The 24,822-nt window shown below is 47.6% G+C and carries 26 protein-coding genes; 17 read left to right on the top strand and 9 right to left on the bottom strand.

The genetic code is table 11. From position 1 onward, the window contains the following. Positions 1-46: 46 nt before the first annotated feature. Positions 47-1,111 carry a branched-chain amino acid aminotransferase gene (locus BUB37_RS10670; protein WP_072993251.1) on the bottom strand — a complete coding sequence of 355 codons (1,065 nt, stop codon included), beginning with the start codon at positions 1,109-1,111 and terminating at the stop codon, positions 47-49. A gap of 106 nt (positions 1,112-1,217) precedes the next feature. On the opposite strand from BUB37_RS10670, the gene BUB37_RS10675 reads away from it, so the two are divergent. The 10 genes from BUB37_RS10675 to BUB37_RS10720 all read left to right on the top strand — a co-directional run bounded on the left by BUB37_RS10675 (position 1,218) and on the right by BUB37_RS10720 (position 11,033). Beyond that, positions 1,218-1,721 (top strand): DUF4920 domain-containing protein, encoded by a 504-nt coding sequence (locus BUB37_RS10675; RefSeq protein WP_072993254.1) that lies wholly within the window; start codon positions 1,218-1,220, stop codon positions 1,719-1,721. 47 nt (positions 1,722-1,768) lie between these two features. Beyond that, positions 1,769-2,428, top strand: coding sequence for a tRNA (5-methylaminomethyl-2-thiouridine)(34)-methyltransferase MnmC2 (gene mnmD / locus BUB37_RS10680; RefSeq protein ID WP_072993257.1), 660 nt, complete (start codon positions 1,769-1,771; stop codon positions 2,426-2,428). A 128-nt stretch (positions 2,429-2,556) separates the two neighbouring features. Next, positions 2,557-3,519 (top strand): TIGR01777 family oxidoreductase, encoded by a 963-nt coding sequence (locus tag BUB37_RS10685; RefSeq protein WP_072993260.1) that lies wholly within the window; start codon positions 2,557-2,559, stop codon positions 3,517-3,519. Between the two features lie 189 nt (positions 3,520-3,708). Then, the gene (locus tag BUB37_RS10690) at positions 3,709-4,287 is read left to right on the top strand and encodes a nucleotide exchange factor GrpE (RefSeq protein WP_072993263.1); all 579 of its coding nucleotides are present in this window, start codon (positions 3,709-3,711) and stop codon (positions 4,285-4,287) included. Positions 4,288-4,296: 9 nt separating this feature from the next. Beyond that, positions 4,297-5,418, top strand: coding sequence for a molecular chaperone DnaJ (gene dnaJ, locus BUB37_RS10695; protein ID WP_072993266.1), 1,122 nt, complete (start codon positions 4,297-4,299; stop codon positions 5,416-5,418). Between the two features lie 233 nt (positions 5,419-5,651). Next, on the top strand, positions 5,652-6,587 hold the full coding sequence (locus BUB37_RS10700) for an ABC transporter ATP-binding protein (protein ID WP_072993269.1): 936 nt from the start codon (positions 5,652-5,654) through the stop codon (positions 6,585-6,587). Further along, positions 6,580-7,920 carry an ABC transporter permease gene (locus tag BUB37_RS10705; RefSeq protein WP_072993272.1) on the top strand — a complete coding sequence of 447 codons (1,341 nt, stop codon included), beginning with the start codon at positions 6,580-6,582 and terminating at the stop codon, positions 7,918-7,920. The genes BUB37_RS10700 and BUB37_RS10705 overlap by 8 nt, the downstream gene beginning before the upstream one ends. Positions 7,921-7,924: 4 nt before the next feature. Continuing rightward, positions 7,925-8,854 (top strand): mechanosensitive ion channel family protein, encoded by a 930-nt coding sequence (locus tag BUB37_RS10710; protein ID WP_072993275.1) that lies wholly within the window; start codon positions 7,925-7,927, stop codon positions 8,852-8,854. After that, positions 8,844-9,731 carry a DUF6268 family outer membrane beta-barrel protein gene (locus tag BUB37_RS10715; RefSeq protein WP_072993998.1) on the top strand — a complete coding sequence of 296 codons (888 nt, stop codon included), beginning with the start codon at positions 8,844-8,846 and terminating at the stop codon, positions 9,729-9,731. Before BUB37_RS10710 ends, BUB37_RS10715 begins: the two co-directional genes overlap by 11 nt. A 138-nt stretch (positions 9,732-9,869) precedes the next feature. Then, the gene (locus tag BUB37_RS10720; RefSeq protein ID WP_072993278.1) at positions 9,870-11,033 is read left to right on the top strand and encodes a sigma-54-dependent transcriptional regulator; all 1,164 of its coding nucleotides are present in this window, start codon (positions 9,870-9,872) and stop codon (positions 11,031-11,033) included. Between the two features lie 35 nt (positions 11,034-11,068). Here the strand turns inward: BUB37_RS10720 and BUB37_RS10725 are convergent, their stop codons facing one another. Further along, positions 11,069-11,767 (bottom strand): hypothetical protein, encoded by a 699-nt coding sequence (locus BUB37_RS10725; RefSeq protein ID WP_072993281.1) that lies wholly within the window; start codon positions 11,765-11,767, stop codon positions 11,069-11,071. Positions 11,768-11,963: 196 nt separating this feature from the next. Here BUB37_RS10725 and BUB37_RS10730 point away from each other — a divergent pair, with 196 nt between their 5' ends. The 3 genes from BUB37_RS10730 to BUB37_RS10740 all read left to right on the top strand — a co-directional run bounded on the left by BUB37_RS10730 (position 11,964) and on the right by BUB37_RS10740 (position 15,267). Next, positions 11,964-12,848, top strand: coding sequence for a PPK2 family polyphosphate kinase (locus BUB37_RS10730; RefSeq protein WP_072993284.1), 885 nt, complete (start codon positions 11,964-11,966; stop codon positions 12,846-12,848). Beyond that, positions 12,845-14,242, top strand: a complete 1,398-nt coding sequence (locus BUB37_RS10735) for a M28 family peptidase (protein ID WP_072993287.1) — start codon at positions 12,845-12,847, stop codon at positions 14,240-14,242. The genes BUB37_RS10730 and BUB37_RS10735 overlap by 4 nt, the downstream gene beginning before the upstream one ends. 92 nt (positions 14,243-14,334) lie before the next feature. Next, positions 14,335-15,267: a peptidylprolyl isomerase gene (locus BUB37_RS10740; RefSeq protein WP_072993290.1), complete on the top strand. Its 933-nt coding sequence runs from the start codon at positions 14,335-14,337 to the stop codon at positions 15,265-15,267. 427 nt (positions 15,268-15,694) lie between these two features. Here BUB37_RS10740 and BUB37_RS10745 read toward each other — a convergent pair whose 3' ends face one another. The 4 genes from BUB37_RS10745 to BUB37_RS10760 all read right to left on the bottom strand — a co-directional run bounded on the left by BUB37_RS10745 (position 15,695) and on the right by BUB37_RS10760 (position 18,070). Beyond that, positions 15,695-15,889 (bottom strand): cold-shock protein, encoded by a 195-nt coding sequence (locus BUB37_RS10745; RefSeq protein ID WP_013994176.1) that lies wholly within the window; start codon positions 15,887-15,889, stop codon positions 15,695-15,697. 129 nt (positions 15,890-16,018) lie between these two features. Beyond that, on the bottom strand, positions 16,019-16,399 hold the full coding sequence (locus tag BUB37_RS10750; protein WP_139278099.1) for a hypothetical protein: 381 nt from the start codon (positions 16,397-16,399) through the stop codon (positions 16,019-16,021). 5 nt (positions 16,400-16,404) lie between these two features. After that, on the bottom strand, positions 16,405-17,250 hold the full coding sequence (locus BUB37_RS10755; protein WP_072993296.1) for a hypothetical protein: 846 nt from the start codon (positions 17,248-17,250) through the stop codon (positions 16,405-16,407). A 181-nt stretch (positions 17,251-17,431) separates the two neighbouring features. Beyond that, a complete protein-coding gene (locus BUB37_RS10760) occupies positions 17,432-18,070 on the bottom strand; it encodes a peroxiredoxin (protein ID WP_072993299.1) in 639 nt (212 codons plus the stop codon). 109 nt (positions 18,071-18,179) lie between these two features. Here BUB37_RS10760 and BUB37_RS10765 point away from each other — a divergent pair, with 109 nt between their 5' ends. Next, positions 18,180-18,734 (top strand): YfiT family bacillithiol transferase, encoded by a 555-nt coding sequence (locus tag BUB37_RS10765; RefSeq protein WP_072993303.1) that lies wholly within the window; start codon positions 18,180-18,182, stop codon positions 18,732-18,734. Positions 18,735-18,740: 6 nt separating this feature from the next. Here BUB37_RS10765 and BUB37_RS10770 read toward each other — a convergent pair whose 3' ends face one another. Then, a complete protein-coding gene (locus BUB37_RS10770; protein WP_072993306.1) occupies positions 18,741-19,301 on the bottom strand; it encodes a thioredoxin family protein in 561 nt (186 codons plus the stop codon). Between the two features lie 107 nt (positions 19,302-19,408). On the opposite strand from BUB37_RS10770, the gene BUB37_RS10775 reads away from it, so the two are divergent. Genes BUB37_RS10775 through BUB37_RS10785 form a run of 3 tightly spaced genes read left to right on the top strand, consistent with a single transcriptional unit; the run spans position 19,409 to position 21,712 of the window. Then, complete coding sequence (locus BUB37_RS10775) at positions 19,409-19,747, top strand: tRNA-binding protein (protein WP_072994000.1); 339 nt, start codon at positions 19,409-19,411, stop codon at positions 19,745-19,747. Positions 19,748-19,751: 4 nt separating this feature from the next. Further along, a complete protein-coding gene (locus BUB37_RS10780; RefSeq protein ID WP_072993309.1) occupies positions 19,752-20,672 on the top strand; it encodes a bile acid:sodium symporter family protein in 921 nt (306 codons plus the stop codon). Next, positions 20,669-21,712, top strand: coding sequence for a lysophospholipid acyltransferase family protein (locus BUB37_RS10785; RefSeq protein WP_094766686.1), 1,044 nt, complete (start codon positions 20,669-20,671; stop codon positions 21,710-21,712). Before BUB37_RS10780 ends, BUB37_RS10785 begins: the two co-directional genes overlap by 4 nt. A 2-nt stretch (positions 21,713-21,714) precedes the next feature. On the opposite strand, the gene BUB37_RS10790 is transcribed toward BUB37_RS10785, so the two are convergent. Both BUB37_RS10790 and BUB37_RS10795 read right to left on the bottom strand, forming a co-directional pair. Further along, the gene (locus BUB37_RS10790; protein WP_072993315.1) at positions 21,715-24,237 is read right to left on the bottom strand and encodes a M14 family metallopeptidase; all 2,523 of its coding nucleotides are present in this window, start codon (positions 24,235-24,237) and stop codon (positions 21,715-21,717) included. 132 nt (positions 24,238-24,369) lie between these two features. Next, positions 24,370-24,750, bottom strand: a complete 381-nt coding sequence (locus tag BUB37_RS10795) for a PUR family DNA/RNA-binding protein (RefSeq protein WP_072993318.1) — start codon at positions 24,748-24,750, stop codon at positions 24,370-24,372. Positions 24,751-24,822: the final 72 nt, after the last annotated feature.

Here is a 24,822-nt window from a genome sequence, read left to right on the forward strand (position 1 = left end):
GGGCTGTTGAACAGTCCGGCCTTTTTCTTGATGCGAAAGGCTTCGTTTATAATCCGTACCTCCAACCGAAAGGGTCTTCCGCGCGGTTGAACTGAATGTCGGTAATGCGCTTTTTCAATCGGGTAGCGTAGCTTTCGGCAAGTTCGGGCAAGTCGTAATCCACGTCCCTGAACCCAAAAGTCGAAATGGGCGATACCACCGCGGCGGTACCGGCGCCGAACATTTCTTTGAGGCTGCCATTTTTGGCGGCCTCCACCACTTCGCTTACCGTAATCTTTCTTACTTCGGTCGGGATGCCCTCGTCTTCCGCTATCTGAAGGATGCTTTTCCGGGTAATCCCGTCAAGGATACGGTCGCTGGTAGGGCCGGTGATCAATGTGTCGCCGATGCGGACAAATATGTTCATGGCACCGGCTTCCTCGATATATTCATGGTTGTTGTCGTCCGTCCATATCACTTGGCTATAGCCCTTTTGGGCCGCCAATTGGGTCGGGTAAAACTGGCCGGCATAATTGCCGCCCGCCTTGGCATAGCCCACGCCCCCGTTGGCCGATCGCGAGTATTTTTCCTCGATCAGTACCTTTACTTTTCCCGAGAAGTAGGAGCCCGATGGTGCGAGGCAGATAATAAACTTGTATTCGTCCGCCGGCGAGGCGTGAAATCCTTTGCCCGAGGCAAAAATGAAGGGCCGTATGTATAGCGAGCTTCCGTCTTTTTGCGGAATCCATTTTTCATCGAGTTTCACAAGGGCCTTTAATCCTTCCATAAAAAAGGCTTCCGGTATTTCGGGAATGGCCATACGTTTGGCGGAGATGTTCAGGCGTCGGTGATTGTCCAAGGGCCTAAAGAACCAAATCTTGTTTTCCGTATCCTTATAGGCCTTCATTCCTTCGAAAATCGACTGCCCATAGTGGAATATCTTGGCCGAGGGTTCAAGGCTAATGGGTTGGTACGGTATGATCTTGGGAGTTTCCCATGCCCCGTTCTTATAATCGCACACCAGCATATGGTCGGTAAACACGCTGCCAAAATCCAAGTTGTCAAAATCAACTTGGTCTATTTTTGAGGTCTTAACCTTTTCAATGCTAATTTTTTGCATGGTCGTATTCATAGTTTCGTAATTTAAAGGATTAAAAATACCAATTTATCGCCATGTGTTCTTTATTTTTCCCTCAAAAATGACCAGTTTTGCACGGTTCTCATAAATTTTAGCGGATATGAAACGATTTAACATATTACTTGTGTTTTTAATTGTGTTTTCGGCATGTTCGAACCGGGACAACAAAAAGCAGGCGAACGATAGGGAAACATTGTCCGTTCCATACAGGAGCTATGGTAAGGAGTTCTCCCCGTCCGGGGTTAAATCGCATACCGAAATGGCCCAAATCTATCGCGACATGGAGGTCGCCGATACCCTTGCGGTGCGTTTCAAGGCCACCGTTGCCGATGTATGCCAGGCAAAGGGCTGTTGGATGAAGCTTCAATTGGGGAATGGGCAGGAAACCATGGTGCGTTTTAAGGATTATGGTTTCTTCGTTCCGAAAAACAGCACGGGCAAGGAGGTGGTGGTAAACGGACTTGCCTTTGTCGAGACCATGGGCGTTGAGGATCAAAGGCATTACGCCATGGATGCCGGCCAGTCCGAAGAAGAGGTGGCAAGGATAACGGCGCCCAAACAAATTCCCGGTTTTGAGGCCGATGGCGTTTTGCTGCTTGAATAGCCGGTTTTTTCAGGATGCTTTATTGCCGAAACCTTTAATTTATACAAGTGGAACGAAAAGTCATTACTACGGCCGATGGTTCGCGAACCATTCAAATACCCGATTGGGACGAGCAGTACCATTCGAAGCACGGGGCCATTCAAGAAGCCTATCACGTTTTCGTAAAGAACGGCCTGGCCCTGTTCGAAGAGGGTGGGGTAGCGGTTCTTGAAATCGGTTTCGGTACGGGCCTCAATGCCTTCATTACGTTTTTGGAGGCTCGGAAACGAAACCTGAAAGTCGATTATACCGGCGTGGAAAAGTATCCCGTTTCCCCAGGGGAGATCGAGCAGCTGAACTACGTGTCGCGGTTGAAGGCCGAACGGTTTGAAGAGGTATTCGGCAAAATGCACCGTGTGCCTTGGGACCGGCCCGACGAGGTAGGGGAGGGTTTTAAACTGACCAAGCGGCAAATGGATTTTGCGGAAATAGGGGATCAGGAGGCCTTCGATTTGATCTATTTCGATGCCTTCGGTGCCCGGGTGCAGCCCGAGCTATGGACGGAGGAAATTTTCTCCAAGATGTACCAGGCGCTCAAAAAAGGAGGCGTTTTGGTTACCTACTCGGCAAAGGGGAGCGTGCGAAGGGCCATGCAGTCGGTAGGATTCGGGGTGGAACGCTTGCCCGGCCCTCCAGGTAAACGGGAAATGCTTCGGGCCCGTAAATAGGAAGGCTTCCTTCCAAAAAGTTAATTTTGGACCCTTCGGTGTTCTAAAATTAACAGAGCCTTAGTCTTTTGTGTTAAATCGGAATTAAATACGTACCCCTTGACGGGCCAATACGCTATATTTGATGCATGAAAATACTGATTACAGGTGCAACAGGGCTTGTGGGAAGGGAGATAGTGAAACAGTGCCATAGTCGTGACATTTCAATAAATTATTTGACTACAAGCAGGGATAAGATCGTCTCCCGTACTGGATATCAGGGTTTTTATTGGAACCCCGATTCTGGAGAGATGGATATGGATTGTTTTAAGGATGTTTCGGCCATTGTCAATTTGGCGGGGGCCTCGATATCGAAACGTTGGACCCCGAAATACAAAAAGACCATCCTGTCCAGTAGGATCAATACCCTGCGAACCCTCTACTCAGGCCTTAGAAAGTATAAAGACCACAAGGTTACCTCCTTCGTTTCCGCATCGGCCATCGGTATCTACCCCAATTCGTTGACCCATTACTATACGGAAGATGAAAAGGAGGTCGACGACAGCTTTTTGGGCGAGGTGGTAAAAGCCTGGGAAAAGGAGGCCGATACCTTTAACGATTTTTCTTTTAGCGTGGCCAAGATAAGGATCGGTCTTGTGATGTCCGATAAGGGAGGCGCTTTGCCCGAAATGGCCAAGCCTATTAAAAACTATGTGGGCGCGGCCTTTGGCAGCGGAAACCAATGGCAATCCTGGGTCCATATTTCAGACTTGGCGCGGGTATTTGTCTTCGCCGTCGAAAACCAACTTCAAGGGGTGTACAACGCCGTGGCGCCCAACCCGGTCAACAACAATAAATTGGTCAAGGAAATCGCGGGCGTCCTGAAAAAACCTTTGTTTTTGCCCAATATACCGAAATCCGTCCTACGCCTGGTTTTAGGGCAAATGTCCTACCTTCTTTTTGCCAGTCAGCGGGTGAGCAGTAAAAAAATCGAAAATGAAGGCTTTCAGTTCGGTTTTACCAACGTTTGTGTCGCCCTACGTGAAATTTACGGGACGGGGCATACCGAAAAGGTCCCCGGGGAGGCCTATAAAAATGGTTACATTTCGTAGTTTTTCCTAAAATTTCTTTCCACCATCTTGCTACCATCGTGGCTTTTGCCCCGATCGATCGCATCAAAATTATCGCTTAGAGCCTAGGGCTTTGCCCATCTTCCTTATTTTAATGACATTTTGACATTTTTAAAGAATTGGCAGTACTTTTGCCAACTCAAATGAGGTGAAAACAAAATAGAAGCATTTATGAGCGATAAAGATATAACCGAAGACTTTGAAGAGGTATTGAAGGAAGAACAGGGGCCCGATGTCACTGGCGAAAGCGAAAACGATAAGGAAGAAGAAGGGACGAATGAATCTGGTAAAGAGGAGCTTAGCGAGGAAGACAGGCTAAGGGAAGACCTCGCCAAGGAAAAGGATAAATTTCTTCGTTTGTTCGCCGAATTCGAAAATTTTAAGAAGAGAACGTCCAAGGAACGTATGGAAATGTTCAAGACCGCAGGCCAGGAAATTATGGTCTCGATGCTCCCGGTATTGGATGATTTTGACCGTGCCTTGAAGGAATTGGCCAAATCGGAGGACAAGGAAATGTTCAAGGGCGTGGAGCTTATCAGGGTTAAATTTCGAGAAACCTTGAAGTCCAAAGGCCTGGAAGAAGTGGAGGTAAAGCAGGGGGATGCATTCGATGCCGAGGTGCACGATGCCATTACCCAAATACCGGCACCCAATAAAAAACTCAAGGGCAAGGTCGTTGATGTTGTCGAGAAAGGATACAAATTGGGAGATAGAATCATACGTCACCCCAAGGTGGTCGTTGGAAACTAAAAAAATGGAATGAAGGAAGATTATTACGAAATATTGGGTATTGGTAAAAATGCCAGTGCCGCCGAGATAAAAAAGGCCTACCGCAAGATGGCCCTGAAGTATCATCCGGATAAAAACCCCGGGGATGCGAAGGCCGAGGAGATGTTCAAGAAATCGGCCGAGGCATACGAGGTTTTGAGCGATCCCGATAAAAGGGCCCGGTACGATCAGTTCGGCCATGCCGCTTTCGACGGATCGGGAGGTTTTGGCGGTGGAGGTATGAATATGGACGACATATTCAGCCAGTTTGGTGATATCTTCGGGGGAGCCTTTGGCGGAAGCGGCGGCTTTGGAGGATTTGGTGGTTTTGGCGGAGGCCAGAGAAGGGCCAAGGGCAGTAACCTGCGTATCCGTGTAAAGCTAACCTTGGAAGAGGTGGCCAATGGCGTGGAAAAGAAAGTTAAGGTACGTAGAAAGCTGCAGGCCGATGGCGTTACCTATACCACCTGTGCCACCTGTGGGGGCCGGGGTCAGGTAACCAAGGTGACCAATACCATATTGGGCCGTATGCAAACCGCGACCACCTGTTCTACCTGTGGGGGCAGCGGCCAGGTAATCGGCAAAAAACCGAGCGATGCCGACGCCCAAGGACTCAAGGTCGTCGAAGAGACGGTTTCCATCAAGATACCGGCAGGGGTAGAGGAAGGCATGCAGCTGAAAGTGCCCGGTAAGGGCAACGATGCCCCCGGAAACGGTGTGGCGGGCGATCTTTTGGTGGCCATAGAGACCGAAGACCACGACACCCTCAAACGCGAAGGCGATAACCTGCACTACGACCTGTATATCAGTATTTCAGATGCGGTGTTGGGAACTTCCAAGGAAATTGACGCCGTAGGCGGAAAGGTCCGTATAAAGCTAGAACCGGGTATCCAGTCGGGAAAGATTCTCAGGCTTAGGGGCAAGGGTATTGCCAACCTTAACGGTTATGGAAGCGGGGACCTGCTGGTACACGTAAATGTCTGGACCCCCAAAGAACTCAATAAAGAACAAAAGGAATTTTTTCAGCGTATGCAGGGCAACGAAAATTTTGAGCCCAAACCTGAGAAATCCGACAAATCTTTCTTTGAAAAAGTGAAGGATATGTTCTCCTGATCCAAAAACTTTGGGATTTAAATAAAAAACGTATATTTGGTTTAATATTGGATTTCCAATATAAATTTTCTTTTTCATAGCAATTTTTTTCCCATCCTTAGACATACTTAAGGGTGGGTTTTGTTTTTGGGGAATACCCTCTTCGGGCCATGGTTCCCACCTTTTTAAAAACACTTGTAAACTAGGTAAGGTAACTGAGCGCTCTTTTCTATATCTTTGACAAAATTGCGTACATGAATAACATTTTGGTCGCTAAGGAAGTCACCAAAAAATTTGGAGAGCACACCGCTTTGGACAGGGTTTCCTTGGAAATTCCCAGAAACAGTATATACGGACTTTTAGGCCCCAACGGGGCCGGCAAGACGACGCTCATAAGAATTGTCAACCAAATTACCTATCCCGACCAAGGGGAGGTCTTCTTTGACGGGGAGGCCCTCCAGCCCCACCATATTGCCCAAATTGGCTACCTACCCGAAGAAAGGGGCTTGTACAAGAGCATGAAGGTAGGGGAGCAGGCACTGTACCTGGCCCAATTAAAGGGCTTGGGAAAGTCAGAGGCCAAAAAACGCCTGAAGTACTGGTTCGACCGGCTTGAGATAGGCGATTGGTGGAACAAGAAGATACAGGAACTCTCAAAGGGCATGGCCCAAAAGATACAGTTTATCGTAACGGTGCTTCACGAGCCGAAACTCTTGATCTTTGACGAACCCTTTAGCGGGTTCGATCCCATAAACGCCAATATTATCAAAGACGAAATACTACAGTTGAAAGAACAGGGTACTTCGATTATTTTCTCTACGCACCGCATGGAATCGGTCGAAGAGCTCTGCGAGTACATAGCCCTTATCAATCGTTCCGAAAAGGTGCTCGATGGTAAGCTGTCCGACATAAAAAAAGCCTATAAGAACAATGTTTTTGATGTTGGGGTGGTTACTTCCGATGCCGAATCGATCTTAAGGGAATTGACCGAAAGATTCCATATTAGGTCGTCAAAATACGATGCCGGGGAAAACCAACTCGATTTTACCCTGCAATTGCCCGACAATGATTCGAGCGGTGTATTGGCCTATCTTTCCACCAAGGCCCGGGTAAACCATTTTGTCGAGACCATACCTTCGACCAGTGAAATTTTTATACGTACCGTACAAAGCAAAAGTGTCCATGAATAAATTAGGACTGATCATTAAGCGCGAATACTTGGCAAAGGTCAGGAACAAGTCTTTTGTCGTCATGACCTTTTTGAGTCCGATCCTCATGGTGGGCATGGTTGTTCTGATAGCCTATTTGACCAAGATCAACGACAACGAACAGCGTGTGATCGGTATTCTGAACAATAGCGACTATTTTTCCAACGAGTTTGTCATTACCGAAAATACCTCCTATATCCAGTTTAGGGACATACCCCTGGAGGCCGCCAAGGATTCGGCCGCCCAGATGGGGTTTTATGGGTTGTTGTACATACCGGACGAAGCCAGCCTCGAAAAGGTGTGTGAACGGGCCTTTCTCTACACAAAGGAAGCCCCCAGCACGGCCGTGACCGAAAAGATCGAGGCGGTTTTTCAACAACGACTGCGGCAACAGCGCCTTTTGGATCTTGGCCTTTCCGCTTCCGATTTTGAGGCCTTGGATACCGATTTTGATATTAAGACGGCTACTTTTCAGGGCGAAACGAACGTAAAGGGCATAGCCGAGATAAAGGCTTTTATAGGGGGGGGCTTCGGTTATTTGATCATGATGTTCATTATCATTTACGGAGGCTTTGTTATGCGTAGTGTCATTGAGGAAAAGACCAGCCGGATCATTGAGGTGATCATCTCCTCGGTAAAACCTTTTCAGTTGATGCTCGGAAAAATTTTGGGTACTTCCTTGGCCGGTATTACCCAGTTCGCCATATGGCTGGTTTCTGCATCCTTGCTCCTGTTGGTCGTCTTCGCATTCTTTGACATCGACCCCTCGGCCCTGGGTGCCGGTAGTCGAATACAGACCGAAATGGGGGGGGATATGGTGTCGCCGGTGCCCAATGTCGATCAGACCATGCTGCTCTATGCCCAAGAATTGGTCGATATTCCGTGGGGTATGCTGATTTTTTTCTTTTTGGTCTACTTTTTATTGGGTTACCTCATTTACAGTTCGATCTACGCCGCCATAGGGGCAGCGGTAGACAATGAAACCGATACGCAGCAATTTATATTTCCGGTGATCTTGCCTTTGATGTTGGCCATATACGTCGGTTTCTTTTCGGTTTTTAGCAATCCGCACGGACCAATAGCCGTTGGGTTCTCATTGTTTCCACTGACATCGCCCATTGTTATGCTGATGCGCCTCCCCGGTGGAATCGGTGAGGGGGGCGTTCCGGTCTGGGAACTGGTGGTGTCCATATTACTTTTATTGGGTACCTTTATAGGCATAGTATGGCTGGCCGCAAAAATCTATAGGGTAGGCATTTTGATGTATGGGAAAAAGCCTACTTATAAAGAATTGTACAGGTGGTTAAAATATTAAGGTGATGCAGGAAGAACCGAATAGGGTTGTTGAGATCATTGAAAACGATATTTGGGGTTCTATCAAGGATTTTCTTGAATTGGGTATTTCGTACGGGCAGGGAGAGCAACGTATCGAGATAACCATCGGACTGCTCATAATCCTTACCCTTGCCCTTTTCGGCACTACCTTTGTTTTGGGTTGGTTGCGCAATCTTTTTACCCGTCGCATGAATACTGATGACAAGCTCAAGTTCATCAGTTTTTTCAAGTTTATACGATATGTGGTCTACCTGATCGTGATTTTGATCACCATGAGTGCGGCCGGTATCGATATTACCCTTTTGCTTACGGCTTCGGCGGCCTTGTTTGTCGGGTTGGGATTGGCCTTGCAAGAGCTCTTTCAAGACATTATCGGCGGAATATTGATCATCGTGGACAAGTCCATTCAAGTAGGCGATATTATCAATGTTGATGGCAAGGTGGGGAAAGTCTTTGAAATAAAACTGAGGACGACCAGGGCCATCACCCGCGATGATAAGGTAATCATTATCCCGAACCACCAATTTATTAGCAATATCATTTACAATTATACCCAAAACCATAAGACCACCAGGGAAAAGGTAATAGTGGGCGTGGCCTATGGGAGCGACGTGCAATTGGTGACCAAGATACTTGAGGAGACCGCCGACCTTCACGAAGGGATTTTGAAGAAACCCAAGCCCTTTGTTACGTTCGATGATTTTGGCGATTCGGCATTGATGTTCTCCATCAACTTTTATATTGCCGATAGTTTTAGCGATCCGAAGATCAAGAGCGACATGCGTTACACTATAGACGCCAAGTTCAGGGAAAACAACATATCCATACCCTTCCCGCAACGCGACGTGCACCTTTTTCGACATGGGGGGGCTCAAGACGGGGGCGGTAAACTTGGTGAGGCAGATGACAGGTAGGAATAGGAAAAAGACAGCCTTGGTCTGTGCAATGGGTATGCTGTACGGCATATGCACAGGCTTTTCACAAACGCCCGACGTCGTACGGGCAGAATACATGTTGATGCCCAAGAACAAGTCCGATGCACAGTTGTCGAGGTTCAAGCTCCTGGTTAATTTTCCCATTGGTGTAGGCGACTCGAACAATCTGGTTTTTGGCAGTGAATACAATCGCCTTGCCTATGACCTGCAAAAGGAGCTGCCCTTTAGCAGTGCGGGTTTGAAACAGTTTCATATCCTCGACGTCAACATGGCCTACGTATGGAAGTTTTCACGGCGTTGGCGTTTTATAGGGGTGCTTACGCCACGTTTGGCCTCTACCCTGACGGCTCCCCTTGAAAACGGCGATTTCTCCATCAATGCCACCATAGGTTTTCTTAAGGAGAAAAAGAACGTCGATAAGCCCGAAATGCTCGTCCTCGGTATCGCCTACAATTCTACCGTGGCACTGCGTATCCCCCTGCCCATTGTTTACTATGAAAAGCGTTTTAGACCGGATTGGAGTTTTGTGGTCGGTATACCCAAGACCGGAATCAAGTACCATTTTAAAAAGAAACATCAATTTCAGAGTGAGTTTATTTTCGATGGCTATTATGTCAATCTGCAAAGTAACATAGTGCTGCCCAATACGGTAACGGCCTCTTCGGTCTCGTCTTCCGCCGCTTTGGTAACCTTGGGCTATCAATATAAACTCGCAAAGAACACCTTTTTCTACGGGTATGTTGGCCATACCGTATTTCAGGACGGGGTGTTGAGGGATAGCGATAGAAACGGTATTTTTACCCTTAACGACGACCTCGGCCTTTATTTTAGGACGGGTTTTAGGGTGGGACTATGACCGGGGCATGTTCATATGGGCTGTTGGCAAGACGTAAAAAAAATCAAAGCCCTAAAAACAAGTTAAAACTTTCTTCGTTTTGGTATGTACTTGTAACTTACCCTTGGTTTTATCATTAATAGTAGAAATTCAAAGCATATGTCTAAAATTTTGGTAGTTGAAGATGAGGCGGCTATAAGAAGGGTCTTGGTTAAGATCCTGTCGGAAGAAAACGATTCGTATCAATTGGAGGAGGCCGAAGACGGGATCAAAGGTATGGAGGCCATAAAGAACAACGATTACGATTTGGTGCTCTGCGACATTAAAATGCCCAAAATGGATGGGGTAGAGGTATTGGAAGCGGCCAAAAAGATAAAACCAGAGGTTCCGTTTATCATGATTTCCGGCCACGGCGACCTGGATACGGCCGTGAATACCATGCGGTTGGGTGCCTTCGACTACATTTCAAAACCGCCCGATTTGAATAGGCTTTTGACCACGGTCCGCAATGCACTTGATCGAAAGGAACTTGTCGTTGAAAATAAGATCCTAAAGAAAAAAGTCAGCAAAAATTATGAGATGGTGGGCGAAAGCAAGGAGATAATGGCCGTTAAGGACATTATCGAGAAAGTGGCCCCTACCGATGCCCGTGTGTTGATAACGGGATCGAACGGTACAGGAAAGGAGTTGGTGGCCCACTGGATCCACGAAAAAAGCCAAAGAAGCGCAGCGCCCTTTGTCGAGGTTAACTGTGCGGCCATACCGTCGGAATTGATCGAAAGCGAGCTTTTCGGACATGTAAAGGGGGCCTTTACCTCCGCCGTACGCGATCGGGCGGGTAAATTCGAGGCGGCCAATAAGGGCACGATCTTTCTCGATGAAATCGGGGACATGAGCCTGTCGGCCCAGGCCAAGGTCTTACGCGCCTTGCAGGAAAACAAGATTTCACGGGTGGGGTCCGATAAGGACATCAAGGTAGATGTCAGGGTCATTGCGGCCACGAACAAAGACCTCAAAAAGGAAATTGAGGAGAACAGGTTTCGCGAAGACCTCTACCACAGGTTGGCGGTCATTCTGATCAAGGTGCCGGCCCTGAACGACAGACGGGAGGATATTCCCTTGCTGATCGAACATTTTGCCAAAAAGATCACCGAAGAACAAGGCATCGGCAACAAAACATTTTCCGACAAGGCGGTCAAACTTTTAAAAGGCTACGATTGGACGGGCAACATACGCGAACTTCGCAATGTCGTGGAACGCCTGATCATTCTTGGAGGCAAGGAGGTAACCGAAGAGGATGTAAAGCTTTTTGCCAGTAAATGACCCCGGTCGGGGCGGACTGGTCAAAGGACAAAATACTACCGGCCACACTCCCCGAGCATTTCGAGGGCCTCGGCGGTAATTTCCTTGGTCCTTAAATTGTAATATTTCCTACCCTCGGACAGATGGGGCTTTAACAGTTGTTGTTCGCAATCTTCGTAAATCCGGTCGGCATAGGCCTTGGCCTCCCGGCAATCTACCGTTGATATCACGTGTTCCAGCGATTTTCGGTAGGCGACCAAGGCCGAATCTACCTTTTGCTTCAACGCCTTTTCCCTGTAGGGCGTATAGGTTTGGTGTGCTTTTTTGTCCTTTAAATTTACGGTGTTGAGCACCAGAACATCGTTTCCGTAGGGACTGACGTGTTTGTCGTGGTTTTTCAGGGCCCCTATGGTTTCCGAAGCTTCATTGAGCGCCTTTTTGAGAAAGATGGCCGTACTGGCCAGGTTCGACGTTTTGGTGGCCAATTTTAAATGTTCCGTACCTTCATTTATATTTTCGATTGCATATTCGCAACCGCAGTTTTTCAATTCCTTTTTAGACTTTTCTATGGCATTGATGGCTTTGTAGGTGTGAAAGCGCGCCAATTGTAAATCGGTCATTGACAAGGCCTTTTCAATCTCCGTCTTTACATAACCGATGTTCGAGTTGGCGTATTCACAGGAAGGATCGGGCCTAAAGGAGGTAAACAGCCCTAGGCAAAAGAGAAATATAGGTATGTAGGGTAACTGCTTCATAGCAAGTTGGTCTTCGTAAAATTTGGGATATTCTTACGATGTAAAGTTAGGGCGGGCAGGGCATTGCCTCCCATTCTTTTCGATGGAACACATGGTCTTGTCCGTTTTTTGGACAAAACGGATATTTCTTGGGATGAAAGGCTATTTTTATTAACATTTTTTACCTTTCAACGGGTAAATCTTTTATATTCCAGCTATGGATACATCGAAAATAGATTCATTTAAGGTAACCGAAAAGGTAAAATTGGCCGAATGTCCGACATATGAGGATTTCGGGCTTTCGGATAAGAAGCTGAAAAAGGAACTTGAAAAGGTGCGGGAAGAACTGGGCGACTTTCAAGACACACTTTATGCCCACGGCAAATATGGGGTGTTGGTCTGCCTGCAAGGCATGGATACGGCCGGCAAGGACAGCCTGATCCGCGAGGTCTTCAAAGACTTTAATGCACGGGGCGTAGTGGTGCACAGTTTTAAGGTACCTACCGAACTTGAAAGAAAGCACGATTACCTCTGGCGGCATTATATCGCATTGCCGGCCAGGGGAAAGTTCGGTGTTTTTAACCGGACGCACTACGAGAACGTGTTGGTGACCCGGGTTCACCCCGAATACATTCTAGGCGAACACCTACCCGGGGTGCATTCGGTGGACGATATCGACGAAGCCTTCTGGGACCGGCGCTTCGATCAGATCAACGCCTTTGAAAGACATATTGCCCAAAACGGGACCATCATCTTTAAATTTTTCCTCCACCTTTCCAAGGAGGAACAACGGCAGCGGCTTCTTAGAAGGTTGGCCCTACAACGAAAGAACTGGAAATTTTCTCCCGGTGACCTCGAAGAGCGAAAGTTGTGGGACAATTACCAGGCTTGTTATGAAGATGCCCTGAACCGAACGTCGAAACCACATGCCCCCTGGTACATCATACCTGCGGACAACAAAAAAGCGGCACGGTTGGGCGTGGCGGGTATTTTGCTAAAAGAGTTAAAAAAATACAAAGACATAAAGGAACCTGGCCTTGAAGCAAAAATTAAGGCTAATTTAGAAGCTTACAAGATCCAACTTGAAAACGAAAAGGAATGAAAAAACAGGTATTGTTCATTTTACTGCTGTTGGCTACCTATGTACATGCCCAGACCGACGATGCGAAACAGATAGAAAAAATCTACAGGATGGCCCTGACCGAGGGTAAGGCCTATGATTGGTTGAACCACCTTTCGAACCAGATCGGGGGGCGCCTCTCGGGATCGGTGCAGGCCCAACAGGCCGTCGAGTATACCAAGGCCCAATTGGACTCCCTGGGCCTGGACCGCGTATGGCTACAGCCCGTGATGGTTCCCAAATGGGTTCGTGGAACCCCCGAATTTGCCTATTTCGAGACTAGTCCGGGGCTTTCGACCAATGTTCCTGTCTGTGCCTTGGGAGGTTCGGTGGCCACTCCTTTGGGCGGCCTTAAGGCGGGTTTGATCGAAGTGAAGGGAATCGAGGAGCTCGAAAAATTGGGTACGGAAAAGATCAAGGGGAAAATCGTGTTCTTCAACCGCCCGATGGATCCTACCCTGATCAGCACTTTTCAAGCCTATTCGGGCTGTGTCGACCAACGGTATTCCGGGGCAGCGGAAGCGGCCAAGTACGGGGCGGTAGGGGTAATCGTCCGTTCGATGAACCTGCGTTTGGACGATTATCCGCATACGGGATCTATGGGTTATGGCGATACCCCTGTCGATAAAAGAATACCGGCAGCGGCCATCAGTACCAACGGAGCGGAACTTTTAAGCGCTACGCTCAAACTCAATCCAAACACCCAATTTTACCTAAAACAGAACTGCAAACAGTTTGACGATGTCGAATCGTATAATGTGATCGGCGAGATCAAGGGGAGCGAGTTCCCGGACGAAATAATCGTCGTCGGGGCACATCTCGATTCGTGGGACCTCGGCGACGGTTCGCATGACGATGGCGCAGGGTGCGTGCAAAGCATGGATGTTTTAAGATTGTTGAGGAAAACCGGCTATCGACCTAAACGCACCATTAGGGTCGTACTTTTTATGAACGAGGAAAACGGACTTCGGGGCGGTAACAAATACGCCGACATGGCCAACAACAAAAAGGAAAACCATATTTTCGCCCTGGAGAGCGATGCCGGCGGGTTTACGCCCAGGGGCTTCTCCTTTGATTGCTCGGATGCCAATTTTGAAAGGATACAGGGATGGAAGAAACTTTTTGAACCCTATCTGATCCACCTTTTTGTCAAGGGCTATAGCGGGGCCGACATCAGGCCGTTGAAAAACGACGGAATGGTTTTGGCGGGACTCAGGCCCGATTCGCAAAGGTACTTTGATCACCATCATGCCGAAAACGATACCTTCGAACACGTCAACAAAAGGGAGCTCGAACTAGGGGCCGCCAGTATGGCGAGCTTGGTCTACCTCTTTGACAAATACGGTATCGTACCGCCACAAAAGATCAAGGGGTAGGCCGGGTAGTTTCGATGCTTGGCCGGGCCTCCTTGGGCTTACGTACCCAAAACTAATTCACTACCTTTGCCGCTCATTAATAAAAGTACAAGATGCAAGACGGAATCTACGCAAAATTCAATACCTCCAAAGGGGAGATCCTTGTGAAACTTACACACGATAAAACCCCGGGTACGGTCGGTAACTTCGTTGCCCTGGCCGAGGGAAAACAGGAAAACAAGGTTAAGCCCAAAGGAGAGCCCTACTACGACGGACTAAAATTCCATAGGGTTATTCCCGATTTTATGATACAGGGCGGTTGCCCCCTGGGAACAGGTACCGGAGACGCGGGCTATAAGTTCGACGATGAATTCCATCCGGATCTAAAACACTCCGGACCGGGTGTTCTTTCCATGGCCAATGCGGGGCCCGGCACCAATGGAAGCCAATTCTTCATAACCCATGTACCCACCCCATGGCTCGACAACAAACATACCGTTTTCGGCCATGTTGAAAGTGGCCAGGAAGTGGTCGATAGCGTTGCCCAGGGCGATGTTATCGAAAGCCTAGAGATCCTACGGGTAGGCGAGGAAGCCGAAAATTGGGATGCCGTTGCGGCCTTCAATACCTTCAAAAGTTCAAAAGAACAACGATTGGCCGAAGAAAAGGCCCGACAAGCGGCGGAGCTTGATAAGGTTTCGGCCGGATTCGATCAAACCGAAAGCGGCCTGCGCTACAAATTGATACAAAAAGGCGAGGGTAAAAAGGCCCAGAAGGGCGATAAGGTATCGGTACATTATGAAGGCTCCTTGTTGAACGGCCAAGTATTCGATTCGTCGTACAAGCGCAACCAACCCATAGAGTTTCAACTGGGAGTGGGACAGGTAATTTCGGGATGGGACGAGGGTATCGGCCTATTGCATGTGGGTGACAAGGCCCGTTTTGTCATTCCCTCCGATTTGGCCTACGGAAGTGCCGGCGCCGGAGGTGTTATCCCACCAAACGCCCCTTTGTTGTTCGACGTTGAGCTGATGGACGTTAAATAACGAGAATACGCATTATATTTCTGAAGCCCTGGCCTTGGTCGGGGCTTTTTTTGTGATACCGACTTGCCAATAAATGGATAACATGGGGTGTAGGAGTCCTTTCAAGCCAAAGAATGGCATAGGTAGGGGGGAGAAGCGAATCAAGGATTTGCCCCTCCCGATTACGATTTTTTTGCCCTATCCGTACTTACCAAGAACAGTACGATGTTTACGATGAGCAAAAGAAAAAGGATACCAAAAAAACTAGTCATAATTGGTCATTTTTGATAATGAGGAAATTCATAGTCTAGCCTCTAGATGCAGGGAACGTAAAAAGGTTGCGTTTAAAAAATGCAAATGTATGAAAAATATGACAATTGTTTTGTAGGAATAAAAAAAGGCCCCAACAATTGTCGGGGCCTTGCCTGTATAAAAAGAGTTTATGCGTTTAGTCTACTACTTTCACATTTACCGCGTTCAGTCCTTTTTTACCTTGTTGTAGTTCAAATTCTACAACATCACCTTCACGAATTTCATCGATAAGACCTGAAATGTGTACAAAGTGATCTTCGCTTGAACCATCTTCAGTGATAAAGCCATAGCCTTTAGAATCATTGAAGAATTTTACTGTTCCTTTACTCATAATAAAAAATTAAATTAATTAAAGCGCAAATGTACAGTTTATAATTTTAAATCAGTGACTTTTTGGAAGTTATCTTTGTAGGTTTTTCAAAAAAACCGAGTATCAATCGACAAATTAAAAATAAATCGCCTAGCCGATCATTTTTTTTATCGATGCGGAGATTTGGGTCGTATCCAGGCTTAGGATTGCGGCAGCGATCTTAAGCACCCCTGTGGCCTGGTCTATAACGTTTTGCACTCCTGTTAGGCTCTTGTAGAGCTGTCGGGTTTTGGCGCTGATGGTGTCTATTTGCGCAAGACTGCTTTCAATATCCTCCATGGTCAGGAGGGCGGACTTCGTATAAAGCTCCGTGGTATAGTTTAACATCTGGCCGTGTATTTCCTTTATCTTCTTGTTCTCGTCCTCGGTGAGTTTGTCAAAGTTTTCATACCTATAGTCGCCAAGGGCATTGGTCATATGAAGCATGTTGTCCGCCAATTGTTTAACCTGTTCCGATGTGAGCTTGGGCATTTGTGTCATTTTTGTGATGAAAGAAAGCTTGCTGCTTGGTCAAGACGGTATCTCAGCCGGGCCAGCCTGCCCTTTACTTCGTTGTCGTCCAATCCGTCTAAGTTCGCATATAAGGTTTGGTGGCCTTTGGCAATCTCGTCGAGTACCTCGTCGAAGCGCTGGAGTTGCCTTTGGTTTTCATCGATTTGCGAGATGCGCTTAAAATAATCCTCGGCAAATTTGGTGCGCTCGTAGGTCGAGAGCGATTTGTCGTTTACAAGATCAAAGTACAGGTTTTGGGCCTTGCCCTTCTGTACTTCCAACTTTCCGTTCAGGTTTCCGTTGAGGTTCAGTCGTAGAAAATGGATCAATACCTGAAGGGGGGCATCGGCCTCTTTTATATACTGTTTGATCCTGTTTCTGCGGTATCCATCGCTAAAGGCCCTTAAAACCAAGGTCGCTATTTTTGAATGGGCCTTGACATCCTCTTCCTGTAATTGGACAGGACCAAAATTTCCGGAACCCAGGATGCCCGAAAGATCCGAGGTCTCGTAATAGGTCAGTGTATTGTCGCTGATCTGCATCAGGCCTTCAAAATACTGCATCGAGGTGGTATATATCAAACGGGTGATGCTATCGGCCTTTTCATCCGACGAACAGTCGCACTCGGTACGGTACACGTTAAAATTGGCTATGTGTTCTTGACGGCAATTTTCCCTGCAGGCTTGGGCAAAGGATGTGGGAAGGGTTTCGTAATTGGCCAAGGCCGAAATGGAGCTGTCCGAAAATTCGGAAACATGCTTTAGGTTCACACAACCTATTGCAAATGAGCAGAGTATGACTAAGGTCAATTTTTTTTCCAACGGCGGCATTTGAACGAATTTTCTCCATACAAGGTAAAAAGAAACGGAGGTTTAAACCGAATTTTTATAAAAAAAATGGTTTTTGACTCCCTTTTTTTCTTAAAAACGGGCTCGAAGGTGCGCCTAGGTCATAAAAAAACCTTGCGGTCGCTCCGCAAGGTTCTCCACAACTTAATGGATAGGAAATGTTTTATGCCGTTGGATCGGGGGTCATTCGAAGGTAGGGTTTTACTTCCTTAACGCCTTTGGAGAACATTTCCTTGGCTTCCTCGGTCGGGATGGCAGGGCTTACAACGACTTCTTCCCCTTGCTTCCAGTTGGCAGGGGTGGCCACTTTATGGTAAGCGGTCAACTGCAACGAATCTATAACGCGAAGCAATTCGTAAAAGTTTCTGCCGGTAGACGCGGGATAGGTAAGAATTAATTTTATCGTTTTGTCAGGTCCGATTATAAAGACCGAGCGTACCGTAAGGTTGCTGTCGGCATTGGGGTGGATCATATCGTAAAGCCCCGAAACCTTTTTGTCTTCATCGGCAATGATGGGAAAGTTGACCGTGGTGTTCTCTACCTCGTTGATATCCTTTATCCATTCGATATGCGAATCGGCACCATCGACACTAAGGGCCAGCATCTTTACATTGCGCTTGTCAAATTCATCCTTAAACTTTGCGGCCGTACCGAGTTCGGTGGTACATACGGGAGTAAAGTCGGCAGGATGCGAAAAGAGAATTCCCCATCCGTCTCCCAAATAATCATAGAGATTGATAGTTCCCATTGAGCTATCAGCTGTAAAATCAGGGGCTTTATCGCCCAATCTTAGAGTTGCCATATTCGTAAATTTTTAGGTTTAAAATTGTTATCCTATAAAATTAGTAGATTAAGGCGGTATTGAGGTGGTTTTGGGGTTAAAAATGTATTAAAGTTTTTATTTTTAGCAGATGAAAGATTCCCATTTGGAGCGGTTAAAATACCCCATCGGACATTTCCAGGCCCCGCAGAGCATTACGGAAACCCATATTTCGGAATGGATCGACGTTCTTGCAAGCCTGCCCGATACATTGACCGCTTTGGTCAAACACCTGGACGACGAACAGTTGGATACGCCCTATCGCCCCGGAGGATGGACGCTTAGGCAGACCATACACCATATGGCCGACAGCCATCACAATAGCTACATGCGCTTTAAATGGGCCCTTACCGAAGACGGGCCCTTGATCAAGGCTTATGATGAAAAGGCCTGGGCGGAGCTTTTCGATTCGCAGACCGCCCCGATAGAATTGTCATTGTTGCACCTAAGGGCGGTACATGCCAAGCTGGTGTTCTTGCTTAGGGGCTTACACCGCGATCAGCTTAAACGTATCTTTATACATCCCGAAGACCGTAGCAAGACCCCATTGGATGAAAATATAGGTCGGTATGCCTGGCACAGCCGCCACCATTTGGCCCATATCGGGGGCCTTATGAAAAGAAAGGGCTGGGCCAAGGTTCAATAAGCCATCTTATCGGGCGAACCATTTGATGTTGCAACCGATACTGGGCTTTTGATCGGGACTTATGGCCTTGCCTTCGAGAAGGGCGTTCATGGCATTTTCCAGGTCCTTTCCGGTGACCGGGATGCCGTTTCCCGGGCGCGAATCGTCCAATTGCCCCCTGTAGACCAGGTTGAGACGGGCGTCGAAGAGATAAAAGTCGGGCGTACAGGCGGCGTCATAGGCCCTTGCCACCGTTTGGTCTTCGTCGTACAGATAAGGAAAGCTGTATCCCTCCTTTTTTGCCGTCGCCCTCATGAGGTGTGGCGCATCTTGGGGATAGTTAACTACATCGTTACTGGAAATGGCAATGAAGCCTATGCCCTTTTTTTGATAGGTTTTTCCAAGACTTGCAATGGTAGGGTTCACGTGTTTGACAAAGGGGCAGTGGTTGCATATAAACATGATAAGGGTGCCCTTTTCCCCTCTAAGGTCCTCGAGTTTGAACTTTTTCCCCGAAACGGTGTCCGTTAACTCAAAATCCGGGGCTTTTGTGCCGAGAGGCAGCATGTTGCTGGGTGTATTTGCCATGGTAAACCAATTTTGTGTATAAAATTAAAAAACTAATCGGTGGAACCTTTGCCATCTTCGATACAATTTTTACCTTAACGGTTCTTGTAAAGAGCTTGGGCAAACTTATGAAGGAGCAGATTTCATGGTCCGATTTTGAAAAAATCGATATGCGGGTAGGAACGATCATCGCAGTAGAGGATTTTCCCAAGGCCCGGAATCCGGCGTATCGCGTACAGATTGATTTTGGGCCCGAAATAGGGGTGAAGAAATCATCGGCCCAGATAACCGTAAGGTACGACAAAGGTGATTTGATCGGCAAGCAGGTCGTCGCGGTGGTCAACTTTCCCAAAAAGCAAATTGCCGACTTTATGAGCGAATGTCTTGTTTTGGGGGCCGTTGAAGGGAAAGATGTGACACTCCTGCAACCCGGCTTCACTGTAAGGAACGGCCTTAAAATCTCATGATTCCTTGAATGAACATCTCCTAGATAACGTCATACTCAACTTCGACTCACAGTCCCAGTGGATTTTGAACATCGCCTTGGCCTTGGTCATGTTCGGTATTGCCCTAGAGATTTCCATTAACGATTTTAGGCGGCTTTTTAAAAGTCCGAAGGCCATATACACAGGTATTTTGTGCCAGTTCTTTCTGTTGCCGGCCCTGACCTTTGTCCTCGTCTTTTTTATCGAACCCTTGCCGAGCATTGCCATGGGCATGTTCATGGTGGCGGCATGTCCCGGGGGAAATGTATCCAATTTTATCACCCATTTGGCCGGGGGCAATACGGCACTTTCGATCAGTTTAACGGCCGTATCCACTTTACTGGCCGTATTGATGACTCCCCTGAACCTGCAGTTTTGGGGCGAACTTTACGAACCGACTTCCATTATTCTCAGGGAGGTGGCCGTTTCGCCTTGGGAGATGTTGAAATTGGTTTTGTTGCTATTGGGCATTCCCTTGGTATTGGGGGTTTGGCTCAACCATTTCAATGCGCCCCTGTCGGTCAAGGTGGGTAGGGTGCTAAAGTTGGTTTCCCTGCTCTTTTTCATCGTGTTGATCGTCGTGGCCCTGTACAACAATCGGGCTATTTTCGCCGACTATATCCTTTACGTTTTTTGGCTGGTGGTGTTGCACAATGTTTTGGCCTTTTTTACCGGTTTTTCGGTAGCTAAAATGATAGGTCTGTCTTCCCGCGACGTGCGTTCGATTACCATTGAGACCGGAATTCAAAACTCGGGATTGGGGCTATTGTTGATCTTTACCTTTTTTGACGGTCTGGGGGGCATGGCCCTTTTGGCGGCTTTCTGGGGTGTTTGGCACTTGATTTCAGGCCTGTTACTGGCGGCATTCTGGGGCTATAGGCCCGTTAAAATAGAACGGTTGACTTGAAAAATTTTGGGTATCGCTTATTGAAGGTCTCCATAAAGACCGCCTTACATCTCTACTTCGGCAAGATCCAGGTCCGCGGTCTGGAGCAGGTGCCCAAAAAGGGGCCGGTGCTTTTTTTGCCCAATCATCAGAATGCCTTGATGGATGTATTACTGATAGCCGTAGCCTGTAATCGAAAGCCTTTTTTTCTGACCCGGTCCGATGTTTTTAAGATAACCGTCTTCAAGCGGTTTTTTTCCTTTCTGTTGATGATTCCCATTTATAGGATCCGCGATGGAAGGGCAACCTTAAGGAACAATCAAGCCGTTTTTGATCATTGTGCCGATCTTTTTGGGCAAGGAAATGCCATTGTCATGTTTCCCGAGGCCAACCACAACCTTAAACGCAGGGTCAGGAACTTGAGCAAGGGGTTTACCCGTGTTCTCTTCAATGCCATGGCCAAAGCGCCCGATCGGGATATCTATATGGTTCCTGTCGGACTGAACTACAGGCAGGCCGAGACCTTTCCCGATGAGGCGACGGTGTATTACGGCAGCCCCATTCTGGCAAACGACTTCCTTAAAGACAACGATATACCAGGTTCGGTCATGGCGGCGAAAAAGGTAGTGTCGAATGCCTTAAAGACCTTGACGACCCATATTGAGGATGAAGAAAACTATGGGGCCATTGTCGATGCGTTGCAAAAGGATGGAATCGATTTTATTGACCCGATGGCGGCCAACGCGGCCCAGAAAAATTTGGACATCCATAGAAAAAGAAGCACTGTGCCCAAAAAATCTTCGAAATTGATGAAGTGGGTGTTCTATCTGTTAAATTTTCCGGTACTTATGCTGTGGCGGCTTTGGGCAAAACCCAAGGTTTGGGAAATCGAGTTTATGTCGACACTTCGGTTTGCCTTTGCCATGGCCGTTTATCCCATATACTATACCGTGCTTGCCGGTGTTGCATACCTTTTGTTTGGTTTGATGGGTGCCGTGATATGGGTGTTGGCGACCTTTCTTTTCAATTTGGCCTATGTGAAGTTTTATAGGGGCGGATAGGTTTACATCATTTCCCCAAAAAATATGGCGTTCATCAACAGCTTGTTGGTTCCGTACCAAAAGGCCCTAAAATTCGTATTGTCGGTAAAGACCATCACCCGTCCCTTGCCCAGGCCCTGTACTTGAAACGGAACGCTGTTGTTGAGCATTTTTAGGTTTTCTTCGGATATATAGCCGCTTAACAAGGCATTCGAAGTGTATTGGATGGGGTTGTTGTAACTGTTGGCATGGGGTTCGATGTAGATGTTGGTATTCCTGAAAAGCGGGAGTAGCTCGTGGGAGTAGCCAAAATTGATGGGGTGTGAAAGGTCGATCTTGGCTTCGAAAATGGCCCCTCCGGTCTGCTGGGCTCCCTTAAAATCGTTCTTTTCGCCGAATGAAACGTTCTTGGCCACCAAACTGTCCTTTCTCAATTTGAGGTCGATTAAACCGTTTCTGGTGAAAACCTCGGTGGCCGATCGGTAACCGATCAAAGTGCCTCCTGCCTTGACCCAATTTTTTAATTTGTTGATTCCGGCCTTCGTCAATGCCCTGGGATTGATACTGGGCACGATGATGTCGGTGTATTTGCCCAGGTCTACCGACTCTAAATAAGCAAGGTCCAATTTGGTCAGTTTCATGTGGTACCGGGTATCGAACAAATGCCAAATTTCACCGGCATCATAAGGTCGTGTTCCCTTACCGACCAATAAGGCTGTTTTTTGTCGTTTTACGGGGTCGAAATCGCTGCTTCCCAGGTCGATGCCCTTGGCCAGCCCCGTTTCAACGGCCTTGATGTGTATCTTACATTCCCGGGCGACGGTTTTAAGAAGGCGGTGGATTTCCTCTGGGGGGTGGACTTGGTTTTGTACGGGGATCATTAGGGTGCCGTACCCATAGCTGTGTCCTTCTACGGTGAAACGATCCTTGGCCACCTTGACCCGCAGGTTCCTTTCAAGAATCATGTTGAGGGCCTTGGGAGCGTAATACCCGTTCCATTCGAAGAGATAGGCATATGTACTCGGGTTGTCGATACTGCCTTGGGGCGGGTCAAGTTCGGCAAGTTCATTGCCCAGATAGTGTAAAGAACGCAATTCGCTATAATCCATATTGAAGGCCAGGGGAAAGGTCCACGCCGAAATGTCATAGAATATGCTATCGGTAAACGAGGTGCGTTTTTCGAACATCGCCTTGATCAAGCGGTGGTTTTTTTGGCCAAGGGGAACGATATAGCTATAGCCTTTTTTGTAGTCTTTTCCGTTGTATTTAAAATCGGCCTTGGGCTCGTAGAGTTTTATTTTGTGCCGGTACAGTATTTCGGCAAGGTGCCAGGTTCTCGCGGCATCTTTTGGGTCTCCGAACACTATGGCCTTTGTCCTGCCTATGGCCGATTCGAGTCCGACCTCCTCAAAAAAGCGTTGTTGGTACTTTAAGATCTTTACGCGCATCCCTTCCGCCGCCTTTAAGGTCGAAAGGGCGGCGACCATTTGGTTCTTGATGGTGAACGGAAAGGTGAGGAGTCCGTTTTCCGATTCTTGGGCATGGCCGCGCGAACTGGCCTGTTCGAACAGAATTCCAATCCCTCCGTTGATGTCGGGAAAAGTGGAACCCTTGCCGTAGTAGTAATCGTCGTATTGTTCTTCCGAGAAATAAAGGGATCCGATTTTGTCAAAGGCCTCTGCGTGATAGCTGCCTATTTCGGCCGTTAGTACCTGGTTGGCCTTTGGCGTTAGCGGGTGTACCCTGGAGGGAATACCCGGTTGAAAAAAGAAAGTGGAGTTGGTGCCCATTTCGTGGTGGTCGGTAAGTATGTTGGGCATCCAGGAATGAAAAGTTTCGATACGGGCCCTGCTTTCGGGCAACTGGGCCGGAAGCCAGTCGCGGTTCATGTCGAACCAATAATGGTTGGTGCGGCCCCCGGGCCATACTTCGTGGTATTCCCTGTCATTGCTGTCAGGATTGCGCAGGATGCCTTTATGGGTGTTCGCCCAATGGGCAAAACGTTGGAGTCCGTCGGGGTTCAACGAGGGGTCAAGCAAGATGACCACCTCGTCCAACAATTTTTCAATTTCCGGTCCCTGGGCGGCGGCCAAGTAGTAGGCATAGGCCAGGGCAGCGTTCGAGCCACTGGGTTCGTTGCCGTGAATGGAGAACCCCTGGTATACCACTATGGGCATGTTCGCTACATTTTTTGATGTACCGTCACCTTCGCTGAGCGCAAGGTGGTCCGACCTGATCTGATCGATATTTTGATGGTTCTTTTCCGAGGTGATGGTCAGCAGCAAAAGGGGCCTTCCTTCAGCGGTTTCGCCCCGGTTCGCAAGGTGAATGCGATTGCTGGCCTTTGCGAGCGAGCGCATATAAAAAACCAGCTTGTCGTGTGTTATGTGCCATTCGCCTATTTCATGCCCGATGACTTGCCCAGGGGTAGGGGTCCGAGGATCGTATGTGGTATTGTCGGGTAGATAATAGGCCAGGCCCACAGCTTCTTGGGCAGGCAAATTTTGTAGAACGGCAAGGGTGAAGACCAAGAGTAAGGCTCGCATAGGGTGTGGATTTGCTTATAAATGTAATAAATCCGACCCAATGAAGGCTTGGGAGGGGCACAGATCGACCCGAAGGGGCCTAAAAACAAAAACGGCCCTGGGCGGGCCGTTTTATAAATAGGAGCTTTTTCCCTAAATATCGTCGAAGCTTACATCGGTAAAGCTGTCCGTGGTTTTTACTTCCCCGTTCTGTACGGGTAGTGCCTCTTCCTCTTTCTTAAAGTCTTTTTGATGGCGCTCTGAGATGACTTCGGTACCTTTTTCTGCTATAATGTAGTCCATCATCTCTTCGACATTTTCCCTAAAAGCGGTAAAATCTTCTTTGTAAAGGTAGATCTTGTGCTTTTTATAATGGAAGGAACCATCCTCGTGCGTGAATTTTTTGCTCTCGGTTATGGTTAAATAATAATCACCGGCCTTGGTACTTCTAACATCAAAAAAATAGGTTCTTCTTCCCGCTCGTAAAACTTTGGAATAAATCTCCTCTTGTTCCATTGAATCTTTTTCGCTCATCTCTTATTTTCGTGTATAGTTAATAGTTAATCTACCAAAAATGTAAAAAAAATGGGAATACGGCAACTATTT

Origin of the sequence: Pseudozobellia thermophila (assembly GCF_900141855.1) — a bacterium.
Lineage (GTDB): Bacteria > Bacteroidota > Bacteroidia > Flavobacteriales > Flavobacteriaceae > Pseudozobellia > Pseudozobellia thermophila.

Bases quoted from the DNA above. Each gene is read 5' to 3' on its own strand.
- BUB37_RS10705 (WP_072993272.1), top strand. From the start codon at position 6,580: ATGAATAAATTAGGACTGATCATTAAGCGCGAATACTTGGCAAAGGTC.
- BUB37_RS10740 (WP_072993290.1), top strand. From the start codon at position 14,335: ATGCAAGACGGAATCTACGCAAAATTCAATACCTCCAAAGGGGAGATC.
- BUB37_RS10690 (WP_072993263.1), top strand. From the start codon at position 3,709: ATGAGCGATAAAGATATAACCGAAGACTTTGAAGAGGTATTGAAGGAA.
- BUB37_RS10670 (WP_072993251.1), bottom strand. From the start codon at position 1,111: ATGAATACGACCATGCAAAAAATTAGCATTGAAAAGGTTAAGACCTCA.
- BUB37_RS10750 (WP_139278099.1), bottom strand. From the start codon at position 16,399: ATGCCCAAGCTCACATCGGAACAGGTTAAACAATTGGCGGACAACATG.
- BUB37_RS10775 (WP_072994000.1), top strand. From the start codon at position 19,409: ATGAAGGAGCAGATTTCATGGTCCGATTTTGAAAAAATCGATATGCGG.
- BUB37_RS10760 (WP_072993299.1), bottom strand. From the start codon at position 18,070: ATGGCAACTCTAAGATTGGGCGATAAAGCCCCTGATTTTACAGCTGAT.
- BUB37_RS10725 (WP_072993281.1), bottom strand. From the start codon at position 11,767: ATGAAGCAGTTACCCTACATACCTATATTTCTCTTTTGCCTAGGGCTG.
- BUB37_RS10700 (WP_072993269.1), top strand. From the start codon at position 5,652: ATGAATAACATTTTGGTCGCTAAGGAAGTCACCAAAAAATTTGGAGAG.
- BUB37_RS10720 (WP_072993278.1), top strand. From the start codon at position 9,870: ATGTCTAAAATTTTGGTAGTTGAAGATGAGGCGGCTATAAGAAGGGTC.
- BUB37_RS10735 (WP_072993287.1), top strand. From the start codon at position 12,845: ATGAAAAAACAGGTATTGTTCATTTTACTGCTGTTGGCTACCTATGTA.
- BUB37_RS10755 (WP_072993296.1), bottom strand. From the start codon at position 17,250: ATGCCGCCGTTGGAAAAAAAATTGACCTTAGTCATACTCTGCTCATTT.
- BUB37_RS10765 (WP_072993303.1), top strand. From the start codon at position 18,180: ATGAAAGATTCCCATTTGGAGCGGTTAAAATACCCCATCGGACATTTC.
- BUB37_RS10730 (WP_072993284.1), top strand. From the start codon at position 11,964: ATGGATACATCGAAAATAGATTCATTTAAGGTAACCGAAAAGGTAAAA.
- BUB37_RS10790 (WP_072993315.1), bottom strand. From the start codon at position 24,237: ATGCGAGCCTTACTCTTGGTCTTCACCCTTGCCGTTCTACAAAATTTG.
- BUB37_RS10770 (WP_072993306.1), bottom strand. From the start codon at position 19,301: ATGGCAAATACACCCAGCAACATGCTGCCTCTCGGCACAAAAGCCCCG.
- BUB37_RS10715 (WP_072993998.1), top strand. From the start codon at position 8,844: ATGACAGGTAGGAATAGGAAAAAGACAGCCTTGGTCTGTGCAATGGGT.
- BUB37_RS10675 (WP_072993254.1), top strand. From the start codon at position 1,218: ATGAAACGATTTAACATATTACTTGTGTTTTTAATTGTGTTTTCGGCA.
- BUB37_RS10710 (WP_072993275.1), top strand. From the start codon at position 7,925: ATGCAGGAAGAACCGAATAGGGTTGTTGAGATCATTGAAAACGATATT.
- BUB37_RS10745 (WP_013994176.1), bottom strand. From the start codon at position 15,889: ATGAGTAAAGGAACAGTAAAATTCTTCAATGATTCTAAAGGCTATGGC.
- dnaJ (WP_072993266.1), top strand. From the start codon at position 4,297: ATGAAGGAAGATTATTACGAAATATTGGGTATTGGTAAAAATGCCAGT.
- BUB37_RS10685 (WP_072993260.1), top strand. From the start codon at position 2,557: ATGAAAATACTGATTACAGGTGCAACAGGGCTTGTGGGAAGGGAGATA.
- BUB37_RS10795 (WP_072993318.1), bottom strand. From the start codon at position 24,750: ATGAGCGAAAAAGATTCAATGGAACAAGAGGAGATTTATTCCAAAGTT.